The 22,700-nt window shown below is 68.7% G+C and carries 20 protein-coding genes; all 20 read right to left on the bottom strand.

Features of this window, described 5'->3' with window-relative positions; all coding sequences use genetic code 11:
* Position 1: 1 nt before the first annotated feature.
* A complete protein-coding gene (locus tag ACX1DX_RS02940; protein ID WP_076058991.1) occupies positions 2–550 on the bottom strand; it encodes an adenine phosphoribosyltransferase in 549 nt (182 codons plus the stop codon).
* On the bottom strand, positions 547–1,695 hold the full coding sequence (secF, locus tag ACX1DX_RS02935; RefSeq protein WP_076058994.1) for a protein translocase subunit SecF: 1,149 nt from the start codon (positions 1,693–1,695) through the stop codon (positions 547–549). The genes ACX1DX_RS02940 and secF overlap by 4 nt, the downstream gene beginning before the upstream one ends.
* A complete protein-coding gene (gene secD, locus ACX1DX_RS02930; protein WP_459397606.1) occupies positions 1,695–3,293 on the bottom strand; it encodes a protein translocase subunit SecD in 1,599 nt (532 codons plus the stop codon). Before secD ends, secF begins: the two co-directional genes overlap by 1 nt.
* Before the next feature lie 2 nt (positions 3,294–3,295).
* Positions 3,296–3,721: a preprotein translocase subunit YajC gene (gene yajC, locus ACX1DX_RS02925; RefSeq protein WP_459397605.1), complete on the bottom strand. Its 426-nt coding sequence runs from the start codon at positions 3,719–3,721 to the stop codon at positions 3,296–3,298.
* A gap of 88 nt (positions 3,722–3,809) precedes the next feature.
* Positions 3,810–4,829, bottom strand: a complete 1,020-nt coding sequence (ruvB, locus tag ACX1DX_RS02920) for a Holliday junction branch migration DNA helicase RuvB (protein ID WP_459397604.1) — start codon at positions 4,827–4,829, stop codon at positions 3,810–3,812.
* Complete coding sequence (gene ruvA, locus ACX1DX_RS02915; protein ID WP_459397603.1) at positions 4,829–5,449, bottom strand: Holliday junction branch migration protein RuvA; 621 nt, start codon at positions 5,447–5,449, stop codon at positions 4,829–4,831. Before ruvA ends, ruvB begins: the two co-directional genes overlap by 1 nt.
* On the bottom strand, positions 5,446–5,958 hold the full coding sequence (ruvC, locus tag ACX1DX_RS02910) for a crossover junction endodeoxyribonuclease RuvC (RefSeq protein WP_198928193.1): 513 nt from the start codon (positions 5,956–5,958) through the stop codon (positions 5,446–5,448). Before ruvC ends, ruvA begins: the two co-directional genes overlap by 4 nt.
* A 19-nt stretch (positions 5,959–5,977) precedes the next feature.
* Positions 5,978–6,751 (bottom strand): YebC/PmpR family DNA-binding transcriptional regulator, encoded by a 774-nt coding sequence (locus ACX1DX_RS02905; protein WP_076059005.1) that lies wholly within the window; start codon positions 6,749–6,751, stop codon positions 5,978–5,980.
* 61 nt (positions 6,752–6,812) lie between these two features.
* On the bottom strand, positions 6,813–7,775 hold the full coding sequence (locus tag ACX1DX_RS02900) for a GNAT family N-acetyltransferase (protein WP_459397602.1): 963 nt from the start codon (positions 7,773–7,775) through the stop codon (positions 6,813–6,815).
* 1 nt (position 7,776) lies between these two features.
* Positions 7,777–8,565 carry a hypothetical protein gene (locus ACX1DX_RS02895; RefSeq protein WP_459397601.1) on the bottom strand — a complete coding sequence of 263 codons (789 nt, stop codon included), beginning with the start codon at positions 8,563–8,565 and terminating at the stop codon, positions 7,777–7,779.
* Complete coding sequence (locus tag ACX1DX_RS02890; RefSeq protein WP_459397600.1) at positions 8,562–10,082, bottom strand: lactate racemase domain-containing protein; 1,521 nt, start codon at positions 10,080–10,082, stop codon at positions 8,562–8,564. The genes ACX1DX_RS02895 and ACX1DX_RS02890 overlap by 4 nt, the downstream gene beginning before the upstream one ends.
* 13 nt (positions 10,083–10,095) lie before the next feature.
* A complete protein-coding gene (locus ACX1DX_RS02885; RefSeq protein ID WP_459397599.1) occupies positions 10,096–12,444 on the bottom strand; it encodes an HAD-IB family hydrolase in 2,349 nt (782 codons plus the stop codon).
* Positions 12,437–13,174, bottom strand: a complete 738-nt coding sequence (gene priA, locus ACX1DX_RS02880; protein ID WP_459397598.1) for a bifunctional 1-(5-phosphoribosyl)-5-((5-phosphoribosylamino)methylideneamino)imidazole-4-carboxamide isomerase/phosphoribosylanthranilate isomerase PriA — start codon at positions 13,172–13,174, stop codon at positions 12,437–12,439. Before priA ends, ACX1DX_RS02885 begins: the two co-directional genes overlap by 8 nt.
* A gap of 127 nt (positions 13,175–13,301) precedes the next feature.
* Positions 13,302–13,919 (bottom strand): imidazole glycerol phosphate synthase subunit HisH, encoded by a 618-nt coding sequence (gene hisH, locus ACX1DX_RS02875; protein ID WP_459398166.1) that lies wholly within the window; start codon positions 13,917–13,919, stop codon positions 13,302–13,304.
* Positions 13,916–14,524, bottom strand: coding sequence for an imidazoleglycerol-phosphate dehydratase HisB (hisB, locus tag ACX1DX_RS02870; RefSeq protein ID WP_459397597.1), 609 nt, complete (start codon positions 14,522–14,524; stop codon positions 13,916–13,918). The genes hisH and hisB overlap by 4 nt, the downstream gene beginning before the upstream one ends.
* On the bottom strand, positions 14,521–15,603 hold the full coding sequence (locus ACX1DX_RS02865) for a histidinol-phosphate transaminase (RefSeq protein ID WP_076059023.1): 1,083 nt from the start codon (positions 15,601–15,603) through the stop codon (positions 14,521–14,523). The genes hisB and ACX1DX_RS02865 overlap by 4 nt, the downstream gene beginning before the upstream one ends.
* The gene (hisD, locus tag ACX1DX_RS02860; protein ID WP_459397596.1) at positions 15,600–16,901 is read right to left on the bottom strand and encodes a histidinol dehydrogenase; all 1,302 of its coding nucleotides are present in this window, start codon (positions 16,899–16,901) and stop codon (positions 15,600–15,602) included. Before hisD ends, ACX1DX_RS02865 begins: the two co-directional genes overlap by 4 nt.
* An 11-nt stretch (positions 16,902–16,912) precedes the next feature.
* Positions 16,913–17,482 carry a hypothetical protein gene (locus tag ACX1DX_RS02855; RefSeq protein WP_076059027.1) on the bottom strand — a complete coding sequence of 190 codons (570 nt, stop codon included), beginning with the start codon at positions 17,480–17,482 and terminating at the stop codon, positions 16,913–16,915.
* Positions 17,475–20,975, bottom strand: a complete 3,501-nt coding sequence (dnaE, locus tag ACX1DX_RS02850) for a DNA polymerase III subunit alpha (protein ID WP_459398165.1) — start codon at positions 20,973–20,975, stop codon at positions 17,475–17,477. Before dnaE ends, ACX1DX_RS02855 begins: the two co-directional genes overlap by 8 nt.
* A 129-nt stretch (positions 20,976–21,104) precedes the next feature.
* Positions 21,105–22,688, bottom strand: coding sequence for an aspartate:alanine exchanger family transporter (locus ACX1DX_RS02845; protein WP_209455263.1), 1,584 nt, complete (start codon positions 22,686–22,688; stop codon positions 21,105–21,107).
* Positions 22,689–22,700: the final 12 nt, after the last annotated feature.

The following is a 22,700-nucleotide window of genomic DNA, read 5'->3' as shown; positions in this document are numbered from 1 at the left end:
CTCAGACTGTCACCAAGGCCGTGCAATTGTCGATGCCACGCTCGATGAGTCGCTCACGACCCCCGAGGAAACTGAGTTCCATCACGACGGAGACGTGGACCAGGTCCGCGCCCATCTGCTTGAGGAGCTCAGCGGTGGCCCCGACCGTGCCGCCGGTGGCGAGCACGTCGTCGACCACGAGGACACGGGCCCCGGGCCGGATGGCGTCGCGGTGCATCGTGAGGGTCTCGAAGCCGTACTCCAGTTCGTAGGAGTGGCTGATGATCTCGCCGGGCAGCTTGCCGGGCTTGCGCACCGGCACGAACCCGGCTCCGAGCGCGAGGGCGACGGGGGCCGCGAAGATGAATCCCCGGGCCTCCATCCCCACCACGATGTCGATGTGCTTCGGGGCGGTGGTCACCAACTCGGTGATCGCGGCCTGGAAGCCCTTAGCCGATGCCAGCAGCGGTGTGATGTCCTTGAACACCACCCCCGGCTTCGGGAAGTCGGGGACGTCAGCGATCAGTTCGCCGACGAGGGCGCGCCGAGCGGCCGACTCGTCCTGGGTCACTTCCCCTTCTTCCGGTCGGCCCTGGTACCGCCCGTGCGACGCACGCGGCGCTCCGCGGGGGTGACGGGGGAAACGGGCGCGTGATCGTCCGCGACAACGGCACCGGAGTGCACGAGGTTCTCCTCGGCGACGTGGTGACGGTGCGCCGACTTCGCCTCCGCACGCGCCTTGCGACGCTCGATCCGCTCGCGGTGTTCGACCATGGCGGGTTCGCGCTCCCGCAGCATCGCCAGGATGGGCGAGGCGATGAACAGCGAGGAGTACGCGCCCGCCACCATGCCGACCAGCAGCGCCAGGCCGAGGTCTGCCAGCGGACCACTGTCCAGGAGCGTGCCCGCCGAGAACAGCGCCAGCACCGGCAGGATGCCGATGATGGTGGTGTTGAGCGAGCGGACGATCACCTGGTTCGTCGCGAGGTTCGCCCGCTCCGAGTAGGTCCAGTTGGTCTCTTCGATGTTCCTGGTGTTCTCACGGATCTTGTCGAACACCACGACGGTGTCGTAGAGGGAATAGCCCAGGATGGTGAGCACGCCGATGACCGTCGACGGGGTGACCGTGAAGCCGACGGCCGCGTACACACCCACGGTCAACAGCAGGTCGTGGAACACGGCCACGATCGCCGCGATCGACATCTTCCAGTCGCGGAAGTACACAGCGATCAGCAGCATGACGAGCACGGTGAAGACCACGAGTGCGATGACGCCCTGGCGGGAGATCTCCTTGCCCCACGAGGCGCCGATGGCGTTGTACGTAACCTCGTCCGAGGCCACGCCCGCCAGCTCGGCGATCTCGGCGCGGGTGGTGGTCGTCTCCTCCGGCGACAGCGTGCGCGTCTGGATGCGGATCTGCTTGTCGCCCAGCGAGAAGACCTGGGGTTCGAGCTCCTCGACGCTGAACTCGTTCACCTGGCTGCGCACGTCGTCCACCGTGGTGGAGGTGACCTGCATCGGCACCTGGAAATCGGTGCCGCCGCGGAACTCGATGCCGAGCGTCAGGCCCCTGATCAACAGCACCAGGATGGTGAGCACCAGCAGGACGCCGGAGATCATGAACCACAGCTTGCGGTGCCTGATGAAGTCGTAGGAGATCTGGCCCGTGTAGAGACGGTGGGCAAATCCCAGCTTCTTGTCAGTCGTCTCGGACATCACGCCTCCTGCAGGGTGGTCGAGGGGGCAGTGGTGCTGCGACGGAACCGGCGGCCGAGCAGTGAGTCACGGGACACGCCCATGTGCGCGGCGTCGAGCCCCGACCACTTGTGGCCCTGCCCGAAGAACTTGGTGCGGCCGAGCAGCTCCACCAGGGGTTTGGTGAAGAAGAACACGACGAGAAGGTCGATCACCGTCGTCAGTCCCAGCATGAACGCAAAGCCCTTGACGCTGCCGACGGCCAGGATGAAGAGCACCACGGCGGACAGCAACTGGACGGCGTCGGAGATCACGATGGTGCCGCGCGCCTTGGCCCAGCCCGACAACAACGACGACTTCAGCGACTTGCCGTCGCGGATCTCGTCCCGGATGCGTTCGAAGTAGATGACGAACGAGTCTGCCGTCATGGCGATACCGACGATGGCGCCTGCGATACCGGGGAGGTTCAGGGCCACTCCCATGGTCTGACCCAGCAGCACCAGCATGGAGTAGGTTGCGGCCGCGGCCGCAAGGAGGGACAACACCACGGCGATGCCCATCGCCCGGTAGTAGATGAATGAATACAGCGCAACGATGATGAGGCCGATCAGGCCGGCGATGATGCCGACCCGCAACTGCTCACCACCGAGGGTGGCCGACACGGTCTCGACCTGCGACGGCTCGAAGCTGACCGGCAGCGCGCCGAACTTCAGCACGTTGGCGAGTGCCGCGGACGATTCCGCGGTGAAGCCGCCACGGATGATCGCCTCGCCGTTGACGATGCGGTCCTGCGCGGTGGCGGCGGACTCCACGACGCCGTCGAGGACGATGGCGAACATGTTGTTGGGTTCGGGCTGGCCCACCAGGGCGCCGGTGAGTTCTGACATCTGGCGCGTGCCGGTGTCGTTGAAGCCGAGCGTCACGGCGTACTGCAGTTCGCCCTGCGGGATCCCGAAGGATGCCGTGGACAGCTCCTGGCCGCGGATGACCGTGGGGCCGAGCAGGTATTTCTGCGACCCCGTGGAATCACAGGCGGCCAGCGCGCGGGTGGGGTCCTCGTGGGTGTCGTCGCCGCAGGCGAAGGACTCGAAGTAGGAGAGATCCTCCGGGGTGGGCTGGTAGTTGATCGCCTCGGGCGTGCCCAGCTGCTGCGGGTCCTCGCCGTCGGCGGTCTCCGGAGTGGGCGCGACCGGCAGCCCCGGGAGGGCGGTGCCGTCCTCCGTGGCCGAGTCCGGCGACTCACCGGTGCCCACGCCGACGTTCAGGATGCGGCGGAACGCGAGCTGCGCGGTGGCGCCGACCAGGTCTACGAGGTCGTCGCGGGACACGTTCGGGGCGGACACGACGACGTGCCGCTCACCCTGAACGGCGACGCTGGCCTCGCCCACACCCAGGCCGTCGACGCGCTGGCGGATGATGTCGCGGGCCAGCTCGAGCGACTCGAGGGTCACGGTCTTGTTGGTGGCCGTGAGCGTGATGGTCTGGCCACCCTGCAGATCGAGACCGAGCTTCGGCCCCCAGGTCTTGGTGGCGGCCATGATGGTGAAGAGTCCTGCCAGGATCAGCAGGAAGACGATGAGGACGACTCCTGGTCGTGACCTCTTAGCTTGCGTTGCCACGGTTACTTGGGATCCTCGTTGCGGTTCGGGTCCGTCACGTCGTGGGACGGTTCGGTGTCGGGCTGCTCGTCAGAGCCGTACATGGCCTGGAACTCCTCGTCGGTGATGACCGGCTCGGTGCTCAGGACATCCGCCGGTGCGTCGTCGAACTCGAACTCCTCCTCATCAGGGTTGGCAGTACGGGCCACGTTTCCCTTGAGGACGGTGACTTCGGCGCCGGGGGCGAGCTCGACGATGAGCTGACGCTCGCCGACATGCACGACGGTGCCGAACATGCCGGAGGTCAGCAGCACCCGGGCGCCGGGCACCAACTGCTGCTGCATCTCCTGGTGCTGCTGCATGCGCTTGCGCTGTGGGCGGATGATCATGAAGTAGAACAGGGCGATCATCGCCACGATCATGATGATCAGGTCAAATCCGGGTGGCATGGAGCTTCTCCCTACGTTGGTGGCCGTCGCTCAGAATAGCGGAGGCCGGTCAGAAGTCAGTACCAGAGGTGCCGGTACCGTGAAATGGTCAATCGAAGAGTACGGGGTTCTGCGCGGGCGGCCTCATACCGAGGTGCGCATAGCCGGCCCGGGTGGCCACCCGGCCACGGGGTGTGCGCACCAGGAGCCCCTCGCGGATGAGGAACGGTTCTGCGACTTCGGAGACTGTTTCGATCTCCTCCCCCACGCTCAGCGCGAGGGTGGAGAGCCCGACGGGACCGCCGTCGAAGAGGTTGCAGAGTGCCGCCAGCACGCCACGGTCCAGCCTGTCGAGACCCCGTTCATCCACCTCGTACAGTTCCAGCGCAGCGCGGGCGACGCCACGGTCTGCCACGGGATGTCCCTTGACCTGCGCGAAGTCGCGCACGCGCCGCAGCAGGCGGTTGGCGATGCGGGGTGTGCCCCGGGACCGACGGGCGATCTCGTCCGTGGCGTCGGGATGGATCGAGACGCCGAGCTTGCCCGCGGAGTTGACCACGATGCCCGCCAGGTCCGCCGGATCGTAGAAGTCGAGCTGCGCCGTGAAGCCGAAGCGGTCACGCAGCGGCCCGGGCAGCATGCCGGCGCGCGTGGTGGCCCCCACCAGGGTGAACGGGGGCAGTTCGATGGGGATGGCCGTGGCTCCTGGGCCCTTGCCGACGATGACGTCGACGCGGAAGTCTTCCATCGCGAGGTAGAGCATCTCCTCAGCGGGACGCGACAGGCGGTGAATCTCGTCGAGGAAGAGCACCTCGCCCTCGTCGAGGCCCGAGAGGATGGCCGCGAGGTCGCCGGCGTGCTGGATGGCCGGGCCCGATGAGATCCGCAGGGTGACGCCCATCTCCTCGGCGATGATCATCGCAAGTGTGGTCTTGCCGAGCCCGGGCGGGCCGGACAGCAGCACGTGGTCCGGCGTCGTGCCCCGGTGGCGGGCCGCGTCGAGCACCAGGCCCAACTGCTCGCGGACGCGGGGCTGGCCCTCGAACTCCGTGAGGGTCTTGGGCCGCAACGCCGCCTCGTAGTCGCGTTCCTCGACCTGGGCGTAGGGGTCTGTCTCTGCGTGCTCCACTATCGCCTCGCGAGCGAATTGAGCGCGGCGCGCAGGAGCTTGCCGATGGGCATGGCGGGATCCTCCTCGACGAGGGGGGCCACGTTGTCGCAGGCGGAATCGGCGTCGCGCGCGGACCAGCCGAGCGACTGCAACCCCTCGCTGACCTGGTGGCGCCACTGTTCCTCGCCACTTCCCGCGACCGGCGCACTCTCCTGCCCGTCCCGGTCGTCGAGGCCGAGGGCCACGACCTTGTCCTTGAGTTCGATGATGAGCTTCTGGGCACCCTTGGTGCCGATGCCCGGCACCGAGGTCAACCGACGGATGTCCTCTGTCTGGACGGCGCGGCGCAACTCCGCTGCCCCGAGCACCGAGACGATGGCCAGCGCAAGCTTGGGCCCCACTCCCGAGGCGACCTGGGACACGATGAACGCCTCACGCTCGCCAGGCCCGTTGAAGCCGTAGAGCGTCATGGCGTCCTCGCGCACCACCAGCGACGTATGGAGAGTGGTGACCTCCCCCGGGCGCAGGGCCGCGGCCGTCGACGGCGTGATGAAGACCAGGTAGCCGACGCCCCCGACGTCGAGCACACATTCGGTGGCGCCGGCCCTGAGCACGGTGCCGGTGAGTTGAGCGATCATCGCTTCCCCTTGGCTGCCGCGACTGCCGCGGCGTAACGGTTCGTGCCGGTGCCACGCCACACGTGGGTCACGGCGATGGCCAACGCGTCTGCCGCGTCGGCGGGTTTGGGGGCCTCTGACAGCTTGAGGATGCGGGTGACCATGAGGGTCACCTGCGCCTTGTCCGCGGTGCCGGACCCTGTCACCGCCGCCTTGACCTCCGACGGTGTGTGAAAGGTGACCGTCAGGCCCCGCCTGGCGGCGCTCAGCGCCGCGACTCCGGAGGCCTGGGCCGTGTCCATCACGGAGGCGAGGTTGTGCTGCGCGAAGACACGCTCGATGGCGGCGGCCTCCGGCTGGTACTCCTCGAACCAGACGGAGAGCCCCTCCTCCAGCGCCAGAAGGCGCCGGGCGACATCGAGGGTTGCGGGCGTGCGGACGACACCGACGGCGACCAGGCGGGGCGGCCGACCGACGGTGCCGTCGACGATGCCGATACCGCACCGGGTCAGGCCGGGGTCGATGCCGATGACTCGCATGCCCGTGCGGTCACTCCTCGTCTTCGAGTGCCGCGGCCACCTCAGGCGTCAGATCCAGGTTCGAGTAGACGTTCTGCACGTCGTCGCAGTCCTCGAGAGCGTCGATGATGCGGAACACGCGGTTGGCGACGTCCACGTTGTCGACGGGCGTCTCGAAGGACGCGACGAACTGCACTTCGGCGACGTCCCAGTCGAACCCGGCGCCCTCCACGGCCTTGCGCACCTCATCGAGGTCGTTGGGGTCGCAGCGCGCCTCCCAGTTGTCGCCGTCGTCGACGACCTCCTCCAGCCCGGCGTCGAGGGCGGCTTCGAGGACCTCGTCCTCCGAGACCTCCTTGCCACCCTGCTGCTTGGGGACGTCGATGACACCCATGCGGGAGAAGCCCCGCTGGACCGAGCCGATGTCCGCCATGGTGCCGCCGTTGCGGGTGACCGCGACGCGGACCTCGGAGGCGGAGCGGTTGCGGTTGTCCGTGAGGCACTCGATCAGGAGGCCGACGCCCGCGGAGCCGTAGGCCTCATACATGATCGTCTCGTAGTCCGCAGCACCCGACTCGGCGCCGGACCCGCGCTTGACGGCGCGGTCGATGTTGTCATTGGGGACCGAAGACTTCTTCGCCTTCTGGATGGCCAGCTCGAGTGCCGGGTTACCTGAAGGGTCGGCGCCGCCCAGCCGTGCAGCCACTTCGATGCCCTTGACGAGCTTGGCGAAGAGCTTGCCGCGCTTGGCGTCGATGACTGCCTTCTTGTGCTTCGTCGTCGCCCATTTGGAATGCCCCGACATCGGACCCCACTCTCTCTATGCTCTGGAAATTCTGTGCTCAGCGAAGCTTACCGTGGCCTGCTCACTCCACCACGGTGGACAGCAGTGCGACGGCGTCGCGTGTCGCGTAGCCCAGATCTGCCGCGAAGCGCTTGATGCCTTCACCGTCGACGGTGTCGACGCCGATGCCTGCCTCCGTGCAGCCCGAATCGCGCATGGCGTTGAGGCAGTGCTCCATCAGGGCCAGCGAGATGCCGCGGCCCCGGCAGTCCGGATGGACCCCGAACCGCTCCGTCCACCCGCCGAACGCCTCATCGGTGTCGCCCTCCTGGTCGACACCGCTCATGGCATAACCGACGACGCGCTCACCGTCGAGGGCGACGAAGGACCAGTCGTAACGGAAGGTGGCATCGCAGAGGCGGTGCCGCCAGTCCACCTTGGTGACCTCGGAACCGCCGAGTGGGGCGAAGCACGTGTTGTGCAGCACCCGCACGTCCTCTTCCAACGCATCCGTCAATCGCGTGAAGGTGATGCCCGGCACGTCGTGGTGGCGGACCGGGTGGCGCAGCGAGCGTTGCAGGTCGTAGTAGAAGCGTTCGGGGGTGAAACCCAGCTTGCGGGCGACCTTCTCCGTCCCGGGGCGGTCCAGTTCCGCGTAACAGCCCAGCCACAGCGGTTGCCCGGGATGGTGTTCATCGCGCCAGGCGATGGCCCGGTTCATCTGCCACCGGAACAACGCGGTACCGATGGACTGGTGCCTGTGGACGGGGTGCACGCCGCCCATGAGGTAGATCCGCGGCGGGTCCACCTCGGCCACGTAGCTGATGCCGAAGGCGGACAGTGACGAGTAGGCGTCCCACCCCCCGACGGCCATCCCCTCCGCCATCTGCATGCCGGAGTCCGTGATCGACGTGGCCACGCCGGACAGCACGGAGTTGTCCAGTGCCTCGAGCTGCTGGCGGAACTCGTCGACCTCCATGGCGTCGTCCGCAGTGAGGAGCCGCCAGGTGAGGTGAGGTTCGACGTAGGCTTCCATCGCGCTCATCTCATCGCCAGATTCGATTCCGGTCTTCCGGCTTGGGGGCGGTCTGGTCCCAGAGTCGGCGCCACCGGGGGGTGGGCGTGGGCGCGGCGGGTTCGCCGTGCCCCTGGCGGCGTCGCTCCACCGTCCACCAGGTGAGTTCGCCCTCATGGACGAGTTGTTCGACGCGGAGCTGCAGCTCAGCGGTGGCCTCCGCCAGCGAGCGTCCCCGCACGTAGATGGGGGCGCCGAAGCGGATGGACACCTTGGGCTTGGTGGTGAGCGGCAACTTGAGGATGTCCTTCAACTTGAAGGTGCCGGCGAGCCCCACCGGGATGATCGCCACGTTGTGCTGGTTGGCCAGTTCCGCGGCGACGGTGGTGAAGTCGCCCACGAGGCGCCCATGCGGGGGGTCGTCCGTGAAGCTCACGACGTTGCGGCCCCGCACCAGGGCGCGGGACAGGCCGACGTTGGTGGGGCGCATCCGGGACGGCAACGCCATCCGCAGGATCTGGTAGTCCAGCACGCCCTGCTCGTTGACGGCGAACACCAGGGGCTGGCGCAGCCCGTTGAGCGTGTCGATGCCCACCAGCTCGATGTCGAAACGCAGCGACAGCAGGCTGAGCGTCACGTGACCCTGCGGCCACTGCATCCGGCTGGCCAGTTCCAGGCCGGTCCGCTCCTGCTTCGGAGCACCGGCCGGGCGACGACCGGGCACGGTCTGGAAGAGCCGGATCAGGTCCGTGACGAGGGTGAGTTTCGGTTTCGGCTTGGAGCGTCGGGGCTGGGCCCAGGACGGGAGATGACGCTTCATCGCACGTCGCCCAGCGCCAGCCCGGGGCCTCGTAGGAACGTGATGGCCGGCTGCCTCCCCACCGCGTCTGCGGCGATCTCGAGGGCGTCGGCGTAGGTGCTGGCGGCACGGTGGCCGAGCAGCGCGGCGCTGCGCCGGTCCGCGCCCGCCCAGATCACGTCGGACAGGTCCTGGGCGGCGGCCGCGGTGCGGTACCACTGGTGGAACGCGCGCAGCGGATGGTGGGCGAACTGCTTGCGGTACAGGTTGATGTACCAGTCGTCGCTGATCGCCCGGGGCTCGAACTCCGCCGCGATCTCAGCCGGATCGGTGCTGGCGGGCAACACCTTCGCGAAGAAGTCGGCGCCGGCCGACTGGCGGCGGTTGGAGAACTTGTTCGGCAGGGGGTGGAACGCGATGACCACTCCCCCGGGGCGCACATAGGGGCTGCCGAGGTGCGAACCGGCAGCCGTCACGAGCGCATGGTGGGCGGCGTCGAGCGGCGACCCGATGGGGCCCTCCTCGATGGCGGCGCCCCACACGGGGACGACCAGCACGTCTGCCGCGCCCCGGACCTCGACGGAGTTGCCTGCCTGCCAGACCAGCGAAGCATCGTGGCGCACCGCGGCGGGTTCGCCGGCCACGACATCGATGATGGCGTAGTCGGCCGACATGCGGTTGTGCACCAGGGAGGCGCCGTTGCGGGGCAGGGCGCCGATGACCTGGCGGGCCCCGGCGTAGGCCAGCTTGTCGCCGAGGTTCCATTCCCATTCACGCTTCGAGACGAAACGCATGGTGCTGCTGAGCAGGGGCTGGCCGAGGACGGCCACCAACGCGAACGCGTCGACCTTCTGCCGCACGAGCTCTTCGACGGCGGTGCGGGCCTCGTCGGTGGCGTTGGCGCCGGCCATCCGGTTGACGGTGCCGAGGTCCGTGAGGCCCTCCGACAGGGGGCAACCGGAGGAGAAGCCGGAGGCCAGCGCGATGACCACGACCAGGTCTGATTCGGCGACGCGGCGGTTGAGTCTCACTGGCCCTCCGGCAGCTTCGCCGATGGTGACCAGGTCATCGCTGGTCACGTCGTGACTGGTGATCAGTCCGTCGGGGAGGAAGCTGCTGGCCACGCGGTCGCCGAGGACGGCCGTGATCTGCGTGGGCGACCAGCGCTGACGCAGCCCGTTGGCGACGACGAGTTCGACGTCGTCGACACCGGCGCGCGCGGCGGTTTCCAGTACCCGCTCCACGAGGGTCCGGCGTGGGTCGAACTGGGGCCGCGGCAGCGGCAGGCCACCGTCGGCGACCACGATGGTGAGCTTGGTGTCCTCACGCAGTCGCGAGGCCAGCGCCTCCGCGTTCAGCGGTGCGGTCAGCGCAGAATCGATCAGCGCCGCCGGATCGCTCGAGGGCACCGCGTCCGCCGGGTAGACGACCCTGGTGCCGATGCCGAGCCGCTCGAGGCGGAGCTCGGCGCCGGCCGGGGCCATGATGGGCGGGGTCTTGTCGTCGACCTCGAGTACAAAACCGGGACGAGCCATCATTGATCCTTTCCGTTCACGACATCTTCCAGCGCGGCAGCGGAGACATCTCCGGCCATTCGACGATCGACCAGCCCTTGGACCTGGCCGCCCGCATGAGGCCGATGTCGGGGCTGACGGCCACGGGGTTGCCCACGGTGCTGAGCATCGGCAGGTCGACATGGCTGTCGGCGTAGCCGTAACTTGCGCCCAGATCGAAGTCGTGCAGTTTGGCATAGTGGTTGAGCCAGGCGGAGCGGGACTCGCCGACCATCGGTGGGCCGCTCAGGAATCCTGTGCAGCGACCATGCTCATCGGTGGCGAGTTCGGCCGCGACGATCCTGTCGAACAGCCCTTCGAACGGCCTGGTGAGCGGACGGACCGCACCCGTCATGAGGATGGTGGTGTGCCCTGCGTCGCGGTGCTCGCGGATGCGGCGGATGGCGTCCGGGGACATCCGGTCGAGGATCAGCGGCGCCATTTTCTCGTCGACGTAGGCCTCGAGGGCCTCCAGGTCCGCCCCGGCGTACCGGCGGTAGATCGACCGGAGGAAGACACCGCGGTCTCTGCGTTCGGCACCCAGGTAGAGCGGCAGCTGCATGGCGATGCTGGCCATTTCGCCGAGCCGGCGCACGGGGCTGAGCTCCGGCAGCCGCGCCCAGAGGTAGGTCTCCACGACGTTGGTGGCCATGACGGTGCCGTCGAGGTCGAAGGCGGCGAGCACGGTGCCCGGCTCCGCGGGCTTCAGTTCCTTGAACGTGGCGGCCCGTGCCTGACGACGCTTGCGCACTGCTTCAAGGCGGCGCACCGGATCTGTGATGGCCGGGATGTGCACCTCCTCCATGTAGTGCGTCCAGTCGAAGGAGGCGGAATCGAAGCCGAAGCGCTCCTTGTCGTCCTCGTGCAGCGAGTGGTGCAGCGCCAGGGTGTTGTCGTCGACGAAGTGCAGCTCCGACTGGAGGTACTCGCCGTAGAGGCTGAGGTATTTGCCCAGGAAGTCCAGCGTCTTCGACGTCTTGTCGAGGCTGGCGGCCATGGCCCGGGTCCGCTTGCCACGCGGCGCGTAGCTCAGCAGCTTGTTACCCACCTTGAGGCCCGTGTCCGCCACGCGCATGAGCTTCTCGATGGGCTCAGCCCCCGGGAAGTTCCAGGTGGACAACGGTGTGGAGCCCTGCCCGGAGGTGTACGGGTGCTTGCTGAAGTAGCTGCGCACGTGCTCGTAGATCCCGCGGAACGTCAGCGGGTTACGGGCGCCCGATGCGCCGTGGTAGTACTCCGGCTCACCGACGGTGGGCTGGGTGGCGCACACGGCCACCAGGCCGTTGACGATGAAGTCGCAGGGGATGACGTCGATCACGGCATCCGGTGAGGCGGGGAACTCCGGCACCTGGCCACGGCCGTAGGCCAGGATGAGGGGATCTGCCATCTTGAAGCCCTCGATCCAGCCCGGGTAGGGGTACCGGAGCGAGGATTCGACGATGGCGGGACGGAAGATGGACACCTGCATGTCGTGGGTGAGGTCTGCCACGACGCGCTCCCCCATCGCCTTGGCGAAGGTGTAGACGTCGGTCCAGCCCAGTGACCGGGCCCGCTCGGTGCCGGCGGAGACGAGTTCCTTCTTGACCCATTCCAGGCGGCGGCGCTCGGTGTCCTGCGAGGTGGTGAGGTAGCCGGCCTGGCGGTGGAGGGCCTCCGCCTCCTTGCGCAGGACCGTCAGCTGCTCGGCGCTGCGGGAACGGGCCTCGATGTGCTCGGCCATGGCCAGCGCGGCGGCCGTCTCGGTCTCGTAGTCGATGGTGTGGACGTGCGCGGCTTCGGGAATGGCGCCCCGGCGACGACCGGCGGTGTACGCCGTCGAGACGTGCACGTAGTGCGGCACGCGGACCAGGTTGCCGTCCGCATCCGAGCAGGCTTCACGCAGCTTGCCCAGCAGCGCCTTGGTGCCCACCACGTTGGTCATGAACGCCTGGTCGATGGGCGGGTCGAAGGACACGTCGCCGGCGCAGTGCACCAGCACGTCGATGTCGCGCGGCAGGTCCGGCACGCGGGGCAGGTCGCCCTCGATCACCTGGATGCGGGAGGCCATGAGCTCGGCGACTCCACCGGCCTGCTCCACGACGTCCTTGAAGATCTTCTTCTTCAGCAGCGACACGACGCGGCTCTCCGCCGTGATCGACCCCTTGCGGCGCACCAGGACGGCCGTGGCGGTATCCGGGCACTCGGTGAGGACCTTCCAGAGGAGTTGCTCGCCGATGAACCCGGTGACACCGGTCATGGCGATCTTCCTGCCCGCCAGGAGGTCCTTGATACGGCCCGTCAGCAGCGGGGGCACATGTCCGTGCGCGGGATCAACAGCACCGAACGTGCTGGCCGGAGGCCTAACCATCGATGGCGCCCTCTGCGACGGCGAGCGCCTCGCCGATCGTGAACCGGCCGACGTAGAGCGCGGTGCCGACGATGGCACCCTCCACGCCGCGGTCCACGTGGCGGCGCAGGGCACGCAGGTCGTCGAGCGTGGCGATCCCGCCGGAGGCGATCACCTTCTGGCCGCTGCGTTCGGCGACCTCGAGGAGGAGATCCGTGTTGGGGCCGGTCAGCATGCCGTCTGCGTTCACGTCTGTGACGACGAAGCGTTCGCAGCCTGCCGCCGTCAGGCGGTCCACCACCTCGTGCCATGGGCCACCCTCGGTGGTCCAGCCGCGGGCCGCGAGGTTCTCACCCCGCACGTCGATGCCGATGGCGACCCTGTCGCCGTAGCGGGCGAGGATCCGCTCACACCACTGCGGGTTCTCGAGGGCCGCGGTGCCGATGTTGACGCGGCGGCAGCCGGTGGCCAGCGCGCGCTCCAGTGACTCGTCGTCACGGATGCCGCCGGACATCTCGACCGACATGTCGAGCTTGCCGACGATGTCCTTCAGCAGGTCACCGTTGTTGCCACGGCCGAACGCCGCGTCGAGGTCCACCAGATGGAGCCATTCGGCACCGCCTTCCTGCCAGCGCAGCGCGGCCTCGAGGGGATCGCCGAATTCCTTCTGGGTGCCGGCTATGCCCTGCACCAGTTGAACGGCCTGGCCGTTCTGGACGTCGACGGCGGGCAACAGTTGAAGCTTCTCCACGACGCACAACCCTACCCGGTCAGGCCCCGGCCGGGAGACCACGCGCCGGGGCTTGGTCACCATGCCTTGACTCCGGTGCGCAGACCGCGACGAGGCCGTCTGCGCCGTCCTGGACAGCGGGGCCCGCTCAGCCTGAGAAGGCGGCGAGCCAGTTCCCGATGAGTCGGGCGCCCGCGGCGCCCGACTTTTCGGGGTGGAACTGGGTGGACGACACGACGCCGCGCTCGACAGCCGCGACGAAGCTGACGTCCTCATGCTGAGCCGTGGTGACGAGGCCGTCGCCCGGCGCCGTCCGTGCGGCGTAGCTGTGCACGAAGTAGAAGCGCTCCTCTGCGAGACCCTCGAAGAGGCGCGAACCCTTCGCGGCGCTGACCGTGTTCCAGCCCATGTGCGGCAGGCGGTGCGTCTCCAGGGCCGTGACCTCTCCGTCGTAGAGCCCGATGCCCTCGGCGCGGATGCCGTGCTCGTGGCCGGCGGAGAAGAGGATCTGGTGGCCGACGCAGATCCCCAGGAGGGGACGCTCGGCCGCGGCCCAGTCCCGGATAAGGTCGTCGCCGCCCACCGCCGTGAGCCCGTTCATGCAGGTGGCGAAAGCACCGACTCCCGGCACGACGAGGCCGTCCTGCCGGAGGAGTTCGGAGTGGTCCGCCGACACGACGACCTCAGCCCCCGCGTTGCGGAACGCGCGGGCGGCGGAGTGCAGGTTGCCCGAGCCGTAGTCGAGCAGGCCGACCCGGCGAATCAGAGTGCACCCTTCGTGCTCGGGATGCCCTGCTGACGGGGATCGATCTCGACGGCGTCGCGCAGTGCCCGCGCGAGGGCCTTGAACTCGGCCTCCACGATGTGGTGCGGATCCCGGCCGGCGCGGAGCGTGAGGTGCAGGCAGAGGCCGGCGTTGAGCGCCAGCGACTCGAAGAAGTGGTGCGTCATGGAACCGGCGTACGGCACGCCGGAACCACCGATGCGGGCGTACACCTGGCCGTCGGGCTCCCCCTGGCAGGTGACGTACGGGCGGCCGGCGACGTCCACGACGACCTCGGCGACGGCCTCGTCGAGCGGCACGACGGCGGAGGCGTAGCGACGGATGCCGGACTTGTCGCCCAGCGCCTCCTTCAGCGCCTGCCCGATGCAGATGGCGGTGTCCTCGATGGTGTGGTGCCCGTCGATGTGCAGGTCACCCTCCGCCTCGACGGTGAGGTCGATCAGCGAGTGCTTGGACAGCGCAGTGAGCATGTGGTCGTAGAAGCCGATGCCCGTGGAGATCTGCGAGGTGCCGCTGCCGTCCAGGTCGAGGGTGACCTTGATGGACGACTCGCTGGTGACGCGTTCGACGGTGGCGGTGCGGGTCATGGCTGCCTTTCGGGCTGGAGATCTGTGAGGGCCTCTTTGAGGGCGGCCATTTCGGCCGGGGTGCCGGCGGAGACCCGCAGGAAGCCGGCCGGGCCGGTCTCCCTGATCAGGATGCCCCTGTCCAGCAGCGACTGCCAGACCTGGTGCCGGTCAGGGAAGCGTCCGATCAGCGAGAAGTTCGCCTCCGAATCGACGACGGCGTAGCCGTGCTCGCGCGCCCAGGCCTCGAAGCCGCGGGCCTCGGCGGTCAGTTCGCGCACCCGGGCGAGGAGCTCGTCGGCGTGGGCCAGCGCCACGCGCGCCACGGCCTGGGTCTGGGCACTGAGGTGGTACGGCAGGCGCACGATCCGGCAGGCGTCCACGATGGCCGAGGCCGCAGCCAGGTAGCCCACGCGGCCTCCGGCCAGGGCGAACGCCTTGCTCATGGTGCGTGACACCACCAGACGGGGGTGCTTGTCGAGCAGCTCGAGTGCGCTGGGGCGGCTGGAGAACTCCTGGTAGGCCTCGTCGGCGACCACGATGGCATCCGTGGTGGCGCACACCTCGTCGATGACCTCCAACGCGACGGTGGTACCCGTCGGGTTGTTCGGCGAGGTGATGAGGACGACGGTGGGCCGGTGCTCGGCGATGGCGCCGAGGATGAGTTCGGCGTCGAGCGTGTAGTCGTCGCGACGCGGCACCGTCACGTACTCGGTGCAGGTGTTGCGCGCGTACTCCGGGTACATGGAGTACGTGGGAGTGAAGGTGAGCACCTTGCGCCCCGGCCCGCCGAACGCGGTGAGCAGGTGGCTCATGATCTCGTTGGACCCGTTGGCCGCCCAGATCCGCTCTGCCGTCAGGCCGTGGCCCAGGTAGGCGGCGAGATCGGCCCGCAGGGCGCGCGCCTCGCGGTCCGGGTAGCGGTTGAGCGTGCCGGCGGCGTTGACGATGGCCGCCGCCATCTCCTGCCGGACAGCCGGCGACGGCGGGTAGGGGTTCTCGTTGACGTTGAGCACCACAGGCACGTCCAGCTGGGGAGCACCGTAGGGCTCCTCCCCCACCAGATCCGCACGCAGCGGGAGGTCGTCGAGCGTGATCATCGGGCCCTCCGCACCGTGATGGCCGCGGCGTGGCCCGGCAGGTCTTCGGCCAGCGCGAACTTCTCCACCCCGTCTGCGATGGCCATCAGGGCCTGCTCGGTGTAGCCGATGACGTGCACGGTGCGCATGAACGAGCGCACGTTGAGACCCGACGAGTGGCAGGCGCAGCCCGCGGTGGGCAACACATGCGTCGAACCTGCGGAGTAGTCGCCCAGCGAGACGGGGGCGAAGTCGCCGACGAAGATGGCGCCGGCGTTGCGGATACGCGCGGCCACCGCCTCCGCGTTGGCTGTCTGGATCTCCAGGTGTTCGGCGGCGTAGGCGTCCGCCACTGCGACGGCCTGGTCGAGGTCGCGCACCAGCACGACGGCGGACTGCGGGCCAGTGAGCGCGGTGCGGATCCGCTCGTGGTGCTTCTGCACCTCCACCTGCCGGGTCACCTCCGCCCGGACGGCCTCGCCCAGAGCGGCCGAGGGTGTGATGAGCACAGACGCTGCCAACGGGTCGTGTTCGGCCTGCGAGATGAGGTCTGCGGCCACGTAGGCCGGGTTCGCGGTGTCGTCGGCCACGATGGCGATCTCCGTGGGGCCGGCCTCCGAGTCGATGCCGACGAGCCCGCGGAGCAGGCGCTTGGCCGCCACCACGTAGATGTTGCCGGGGCCGGTGATCAACGAGACGGGCTCGCACAGTCCGTCGACGCCGTGGGCGAACATGGCCACGGCCTGCGCGCCACCGACGGCGTAGACCTCTTCCACGCCGAGGATGTGGCACAGCGCCAGGATGCTGGGGTGCGGCAGCCCGCCGAAGTCCTTCTGGGGCGGCGACGCGACGGCGATCGACGGCACTCCGGCCACCTGCGCCGGCACCACGTTCATGATGACCGAGGAGGCCAGCGGAGCGAGGCCGCCCGGGACGTAGAGGCCAACGCGGCCGACGGGGATGTTGCGCAGGCCGACACGGGCGCCGTCGGCGAGGACCGCGGGGGCCGGGTTCGAGTCGAGTTCCAGGTCCTGGGCCACCTGACGGCGCCGTTGGATGGACACGGCGAAGGCCTCGGCCAGGTCCGGGTCGAGTTCTGCGGCGGCGCGGGCCAGTTCAGCAGCCGGCACGCGGAGCGACTCCGGAGTCACGCCGTCGAACTTCTGGGAGTACTCGCGCAGCGCCTGCTCACCGCGGGCAGCCACGTCGTCGACGATGGGCCGCACCACCTCCACCGCGGCGTCCACGTCGAACGACCCGCGGGGCAACATGGCCCGGTAGGGCCCCTGAGCCCCGGTGAAATCAAGAATGCGCAGCACGGTAACCCATCCTACTGCGTGGGCTCAGGCTCCTCGGACTCCTGCTCATCCCCTGGCTCCGGCCAGAACGCAGCGAGCAGCATGACAGGGGTGATCGCGGTGAAGGGGGCCACCATCAGGGCGGCCAGGGACCGCAGTTGGAGGTCCACCGCGACGACATCGCCGGCCGAGGCCGAAGCCAGCCGCTGCGCGAACCCGGTGGTGCCCACGACCAGCCCCAGCCGCCACGTCATGAGCGCGGCCGCGACTGCGGCCAGGACGGATCCAACGATCACAAGCCAACCGCGGCGGTACAGGACGAACCAGCCGACGAGGCCCACGGCGGCCCCGATGATTCCGGTGATCAGCACGAAGCTGGCATCGGCGCCGATCATGGCGGCCTGCCCGCGCTCGGAGATCAGGGCGGTGAGGTCCTCCTGGATCTGGTACGTGGGCCGGGGCGCGGTGGCGGCCCAGAGGAGGCCTCCGAGGGCGCCCACCAGCACCGAGGCGGCGACGAAGACGATCAGGCGCCACCAGCTGTTGTCCCACAGTTCGGCGAGTTGGCTGCGCCGGGTGACGACGAGGAGGCCGTCAGACATCAACGCCCCGTCCCATGCCGACGCACGCCGGGCCCAGGACGGCCTTCAGGTCTGCGAACAGCGCAGACGTGAGGTTCACCCGGTAACCGTCGCCGAGGCGGAAGGTCTTGATGGTGTCGCCGGTGCGGAGGCTGAGGTGCACCTCGGCCGCGCCGGGGTAGAGGGCGAGGATCTCCTTCAGGCGGTTCACCAGGCCGGGGGTGCAGCGCACCGCCGGCAGCGACAGGGCGAGCGGGCCCACGTTGCCTTCGGCGCTGACGTGCGGCGTGATGATCTGCTGGGCCCGCATCCGGCCGCGGTCCTCGCCGTCCTCCGCCACGCCGCTGACGGCGATGATGGTGTCCGGCTCGAGGTACTGCGCCACCTGGTCATAGACCCGCGGGAAGACTGTGACCTCCAGCGAACTGGTGAGGTCCTCCACGCTGATGATGGCCCAGATGTTGCCGGCCTTGTTGACGCGGCGGGCCACCGACGTGATCAGGCCGCACACCTTGGTGGGGCCGCGGTAGCCGTCCGGGGAGGCGACCGAGGAGATCGACCGCTCGGAGTTGGCCTGCAGGACGTGCTCGAGCCCGTTGAGCGGGTGGTCCGACACGTAGAGGCCCAGCATCTCGCGCTCGAAGCCGAGCTTGGTGCGGCGGTCCCACTCGTCCATCTCCGGCACCGTGTCGCGCAGCGCGGAGCTGGTGTCGTCGACCTCGGCACCGAAACCGAAGTCGAACCCGTCCTGGCCGTGCTCCGCGTTGCGCTTGAGGTCGATGACCGCGTCGACGGCGTTCTCATAGATGCTCATGAGCGCTCGGCGGGCGTGGCCCATCTCGTCGAAGGCACCGGCCTTGATCAGCGATTCGACCACGCGCTTGTTGCAGATCAGCAGCGGCGCCTTGTCCAGGAAGTCGTGGAAGTCCGACGCGGGGCCGAGGCGCTTGCGCTCCTCCACCCAGGCGGTGACCACCTTGTCGCCCACGTTGCGGACGGCGCCCAGGCCGAAGCGGATGTGCTCGCCCACAGGCGTGAACATCACCTCGGAGGAGTTCACGTCCGGCGGCAGCACCTCGATGCCCATGCGGCGGCATTCGGCGAGGTACTGGGCGGACTTGTCCTTGTCGTCGCGCACCGACTGGAGCAGCGCCGCCATGTACTCGACGGGGTACTTCGCCTTGAGGTAGGCCGTCCAGTAGGAGATGACGCCGTAGGCCGCGGTGTGCGCCTTGTTGAAGGCATAGTCGGAGAACGGGATCAGGATCTCCCACAGCGCCTTGATGGCACCGTCGGAGAAGCCGTTGGCCCGCATGCCCTCGGAGAACGGCACGAACTCCGCGTCGAGGACCTCCTTCTTCTTCTTGCCCATGGCGCGGCGCAGCAGGTCTGCCTTGCCCAGCGAGTAGCCGGCGACGCGCTGGGCGATCTGCTGGACCTGCTCCTGGTAGACGATCAGGCCGTAGGTGGTGGAGAGGATGTCCGCGAGTGGTTCCTCGAGCTCCGGGTGGATCGGGACGATCTCCTGCTGGCCGGTCTTGCGCAGGGCGTAGTTGGTGTGGGACTGGGCGCCCATGGGCCCGGGCCGGTACAGGGCCAGGGCCGCGGAGATGTCCTCGAAATGGTCCGGCTGCATGAGGCGCAGCAGGGTGCGCATGCCGCCGCCGTCGAGTTGGAAGATGCCCAGGGTGTCGCCGCTGGCCAGCAGGTCGTAGGCGGCCTTGTCGGTCATGTCCTCGACGAGCGCGTCGAGGTCGAGGTCGAAGTCGCGGTTCAGCTTGATGTTGCGCACCGCGTCGTCGAGGACGGTGAGGTTGCGCAACCCCAGGAAGTCCATCTTGATCAGGCCGAGGGACTCGCAGCCCGGGTAGTCGAACTGGGTGATGATCGCACCGTCGGCCTCGCGCTTCATGAGCGGGATGATGTCGATCAGCGAATGCGAACTCATGATCACGCCGGCGGCGTGGACGCCCCACTGGCGCTTCAGCCCCTCCAGGCCCTTGGCCGTGTCGACGACTGTGCGCACGTCCGGCGACGACTGGTACAGCTCGCGGAACTCGTTGCCCTCGGCGTAGCGCTTGTGCTGCTCGTTGAACAGGTCCGCCAGCGACACGCCCTTGCCCATGACGTCTGCCGGCATGGCCTTGGTGATCTGCTCGCCGATGGCGAACGGCATGTCGAGCACGCGTGCGGAGTCCTTCACCGCGGCCTTCGCCTTGATGGAGCCGTACGTGATGATCTGGGCGACCTTGTCGTTGCCGTACTTCTCCGACACGTACTGGATGACCTCGCCGCGGCGGCGATCATCGAAGTCGATGTCGAAGTCCGGCATGGAGACGCGTTCCGGGTTCAGGAACCGTTCGAACAGGAGACCGTGCTGCAGCGGGCAGAGATCTGTGATGCGCAGGGCGTAGGCGCAGATGGAACCTGCACCCGAGCCGCGGCCGGGGCCCACCCGGATGCCGTTCTTCTTGGCCCAGTTGATGAAGTCCGCGACCACGAGGAAGTAGCCGGTGAAGCCCATGGAGGCGATGATGCTGGTCTCGAACTCGGCGCGTTCACGCACCTCCTGGGAGATGTTGCCGTGGTAGCGCGCCTGGAGGCCGCGTTCGACCTCCTTGTGGAACCAGGAGTCCTCGGTTTCGCCCTCCGGGACGGGGTACCGGGGCATGTAGGTGCCCATGCCCTCGTCGAACTTCGTCTCGATCCGCTCCGCGATGGCGAGCGTGTTGTCGCACGCCTCCGGCAGTTCCCGGAACAGCGAGCGCATCTCCTCGGCGGACTTGAGGTAGTACCCGTTGCCATCGAACTTGAAGCGGCTGGTCTCCGCCTTCCGCGAACCGGCCGAGACGCAGAGCAGGGTGTCGTGGGCGTCGGCATCGTGGGCGTGCACGTAGTGGAGGTCGTTGGTGGCCACGAGCGGCAGGGAGAGGTCCTTCGCCAGGCGCAGCAGGTCCTTGCGGACCCTGGTCTCGATGTCGAGGCCGTGGTCCATCAGTTCGACGTAGAAGTTGCCCTCCCCGAAGATGTCGCGGAACTCGGCGGCGGCTGCGCGGGCGTTGTCGTACTGCCCCAACCGCAGGAACGTCTGCACCTCGCCCGACGGGCACCCCGTGGTGGCCAGCAGGCCCGTGCCGTACTGGTGGAGCAGTTCCCGGTCTGCGCGCGGCTTGTAGAAGAAGCCCTCGAGGGAGCTCCTGGTGGAGAGCCTGAAGAGGTTGTGCATGCCCTCGTTGTTGGAGGCCCACATCGTCATGTGGGTGTAGGCGCCCTTCGACGCGACGTCGTCACCGGTACCGTCGCCGAACTGCACACGCTTGCGCTCAGAGCGGTGGGTGCGGGGCGTCAGGTAGGCCTCGAGGCCGATGATCGGCTTGACGTCGTAGTTCTTGGAGGCCTTGTAGAACTCGTAGGCACCGTAGAGGTTGCCGTGGTCCGTCATGGCGAGGGCCGGCATGCCCATCTCCTCCGCGCCCCTGAACAGGTCGTGGATGCGGGCCGCGCCGTCGAGCATCGAGAACTCCGTGTGGCAGTGCAGGTGAACGAAATTCTCAGCCACAGACAACCAACCTCCACTACGGACCAACGGCTCCACAGCTTACCCTGCCACCGCCGGTCCCCATTCTGGTGACGGCCCGCCGGGTCAGCCCACCAGTGCCGCGAGCACCTGGACCGCCACGATCTTGGCGATGATGCCCAGCGCGAACAGCGCCGCGTAGCCCGCCTCGACCCTGTCGTCGTTCACGCGCTCGTTCGCGAACGCCAGGATCGCCGGCTGGCCGATGTAGCCGGCGAAACCGCCCGCCGCCCGCGGTGCCGAGAGCCCCATGGTGCGGGCGCCAGCCAGGAATGCGACAGCTGAGGCGATGACCACCGCGGCCGCCAGGGCTCCGGCGCGAAGTCCCGTGCCACTGAGGGCCTGCGAGGCGAACATGGGGCCGGACGCGAGCCCCACCGTCGCGAGGAACAGCAGCAGCCCGAGTTGGCGGATGGTCAGGTTCACCGACAGCGGGATGGACCAGAGCAGCGGGCCGGTGCGGTGCATGGCACCCAGGATCATGCCCACGACGAGCGGGCCGGCCGCGGGGCCGAGCGAGAAGTCGATCCCGCCGGGCAGCGGGACGGTGACCGCCCCCAGCAGCAGGCCCAGCACGAGACCCAGGCCGAGCGCCAGCGCGTCGACCTCTGAGACCTTGCGCTCGGAGTCGCCGAAGAATGAGCCCATGGCGTCGAGGTCGCGTTGGGGGCCCACCGCGAGGACCCGATCGCCCAGTTGCAGGATGAGGTCGTCGCGCGCCAGCAGGTCCGCGTCGCCGCGGCGCACCCTGGTGATCACCCCGCCGAACCGGCTGGGGAGGTTCAGTTGCGCCACCGCGTGGCCGGCCACGTGGTTCGAGGAGACGACGAAGCGGCGGAAGTCCACGGAGCCGCGGTCCGTGGTGAGTTCCTGCTCCAGCCGCGTGCCGAGGAACTCCACCGCCCGGCCCACCGCGTTGGGCGCCCCCACCACGAGGACGCGGTCCCCGGGCAGCAGTTCCTCGCCGGGCGACACGACGCGGGTGCGGCCGTCGCGCACCAGGTAGCTCATCTTGATGGCCTCATCGGCCCAGCCCGGCACCAGGCGCAGCGACGCGGTGCGGTCCACCTCCACGGATTCAGCGACGATGCCTTCCGCGTTGGCAGACGGCTCGTCCTTGCGTCCGGGCCACCGCCGGTTCACGACGAGCGCAACCACGATGATGGCCAGCACCACGCCCACCGGGTACCCCAGCGAATAACCCACGGCGGCTTCCGCGCTGCCCGTTGCGTCCGTCGCCGCGGCGAGGGCGGGGGTCGACGTCAGCGCGCCGGCCAACACGCCGGCGATCATGCCGGGACCCAGCCCGAGCGCGCCGCCCATCAGGATCGCCACCACCGTCACGACGGCGATGACGCCCACCGCCAGACCCATGAACGGAAGTTGCTTGCGCAGGTCGGCGAAGAACGTCTCGCCGGCGGCGACGCCCACCGTGTAGACGAACAGCGCCAGGCCGAGCGTCGACACCAGGCCCAGGCCCTCCCCCAGCGCCGGTTCGAGCGCGCCGAAGAACAGGCCGACGAACAGCGCCCCCGCCGCCCCGAACCGCAACGGCCCGAACGGGATCATGCCGACGGCGGCGCCGAGCGCCACCACGAGCATGATCGTCAGGAGCGGTGAGGAGGTGAGGAGGTCGAGCACACGGGTCAGGCTACTCGCCGG

The sequence above is a fragment of the Tessaracoccus zhenghani genome (assembly GCF_054552775.1).
Note: the sequence above shows the minus strand (reverse complement) of the source record. Positions and strands in the feature narration are given on the sequence as shown.

Bases quoted from the DNA above. Each gene is read 5' to 3' on its own strand.
- dnaE (WP_459398165.1), bottom strand. From the start codon at position 20,975: ATGCTCGACGGCGCGGCCCGCATCCACGACCTGTTCAGGGGCGCGGAG.
- ruvA (WP_459397603.1), bottom strand. From the start codon at position 5,449: ATGATCGCTCAACTCACCGGCACCGTGCTCAGGGCCGGCGCCACCGAA.
- ACX1DX_RS02900 (WP_459397602.1), bottom strand. From the start codon at position 7,775: ATGAGCGCGATGGAAGCCTACGTCGAACCTCACCTCACCTGGCGGCTC.
- ACX1DX_RS02855 (WP_076059027.1), bottom strand. From the start codon at position 17,482: ATGTCTGACGGCCTCCTCGTCGTCACCCGGCGCAGCCAACTCGCCGAA.
- ACX1DX_RS02890 (WP_459397600.1), bottom strand. From the start codon at position 10,082: ATGATGGCTCGTCCCGGTTTTGTACTCGAGGTCGACGACAAGACCCCG.
- ACX1DX_RS02905 (WP_076059005.1), bottom strand. From the start codon at position 6,751: ATGTCGGGGCATTCCAAATGGGCGACGACGAAGCACAAGAAGGCAGTC.
- ACX1DX_RS02865 (WP_076059023.1), bottom strand. From the start codon at position 15,603: ATGATCACGCTCGACGACCTCCCGCTGCGTGCGGATCTGGTGGGGGAG.
- secF (WP_076058994.1), bottom strand. From the start codon at position 1,695: ATGTCCGAGACGACTGACAAGAAGCTGGGATTTGCCCACCGTCTCTAC.
- ACX1DX_RS02885 (WP_459397599.1), bottom strand. From the start codon at position 12,444: ATGGTTAGGCCTCCGGCCAGCACGTTCGGTGCTGTTGATCCCGCGCAC.
- yajC (WP_459397605.1), bottom strand. From the start codon at position 3,721: ATGCCACCCGGATTTGACCTGATCATCATGATCGTGGCGATGATCGCC.
- hisB (WP_459397597.1), bottom strand. From the start codon at position 14,524: ATGACCCGCACCGCCACCGTCGAACGCGTCACCAGCGAGTCGTCCATC.
- ACX1DX_RS02895 (WP_459397601.1), bottom strand. From the start codon at position 8,565: ATGAAGCGTCATCTCCCGTCCTGGGCCCAGCCCCGACGCTCCAAGCCG.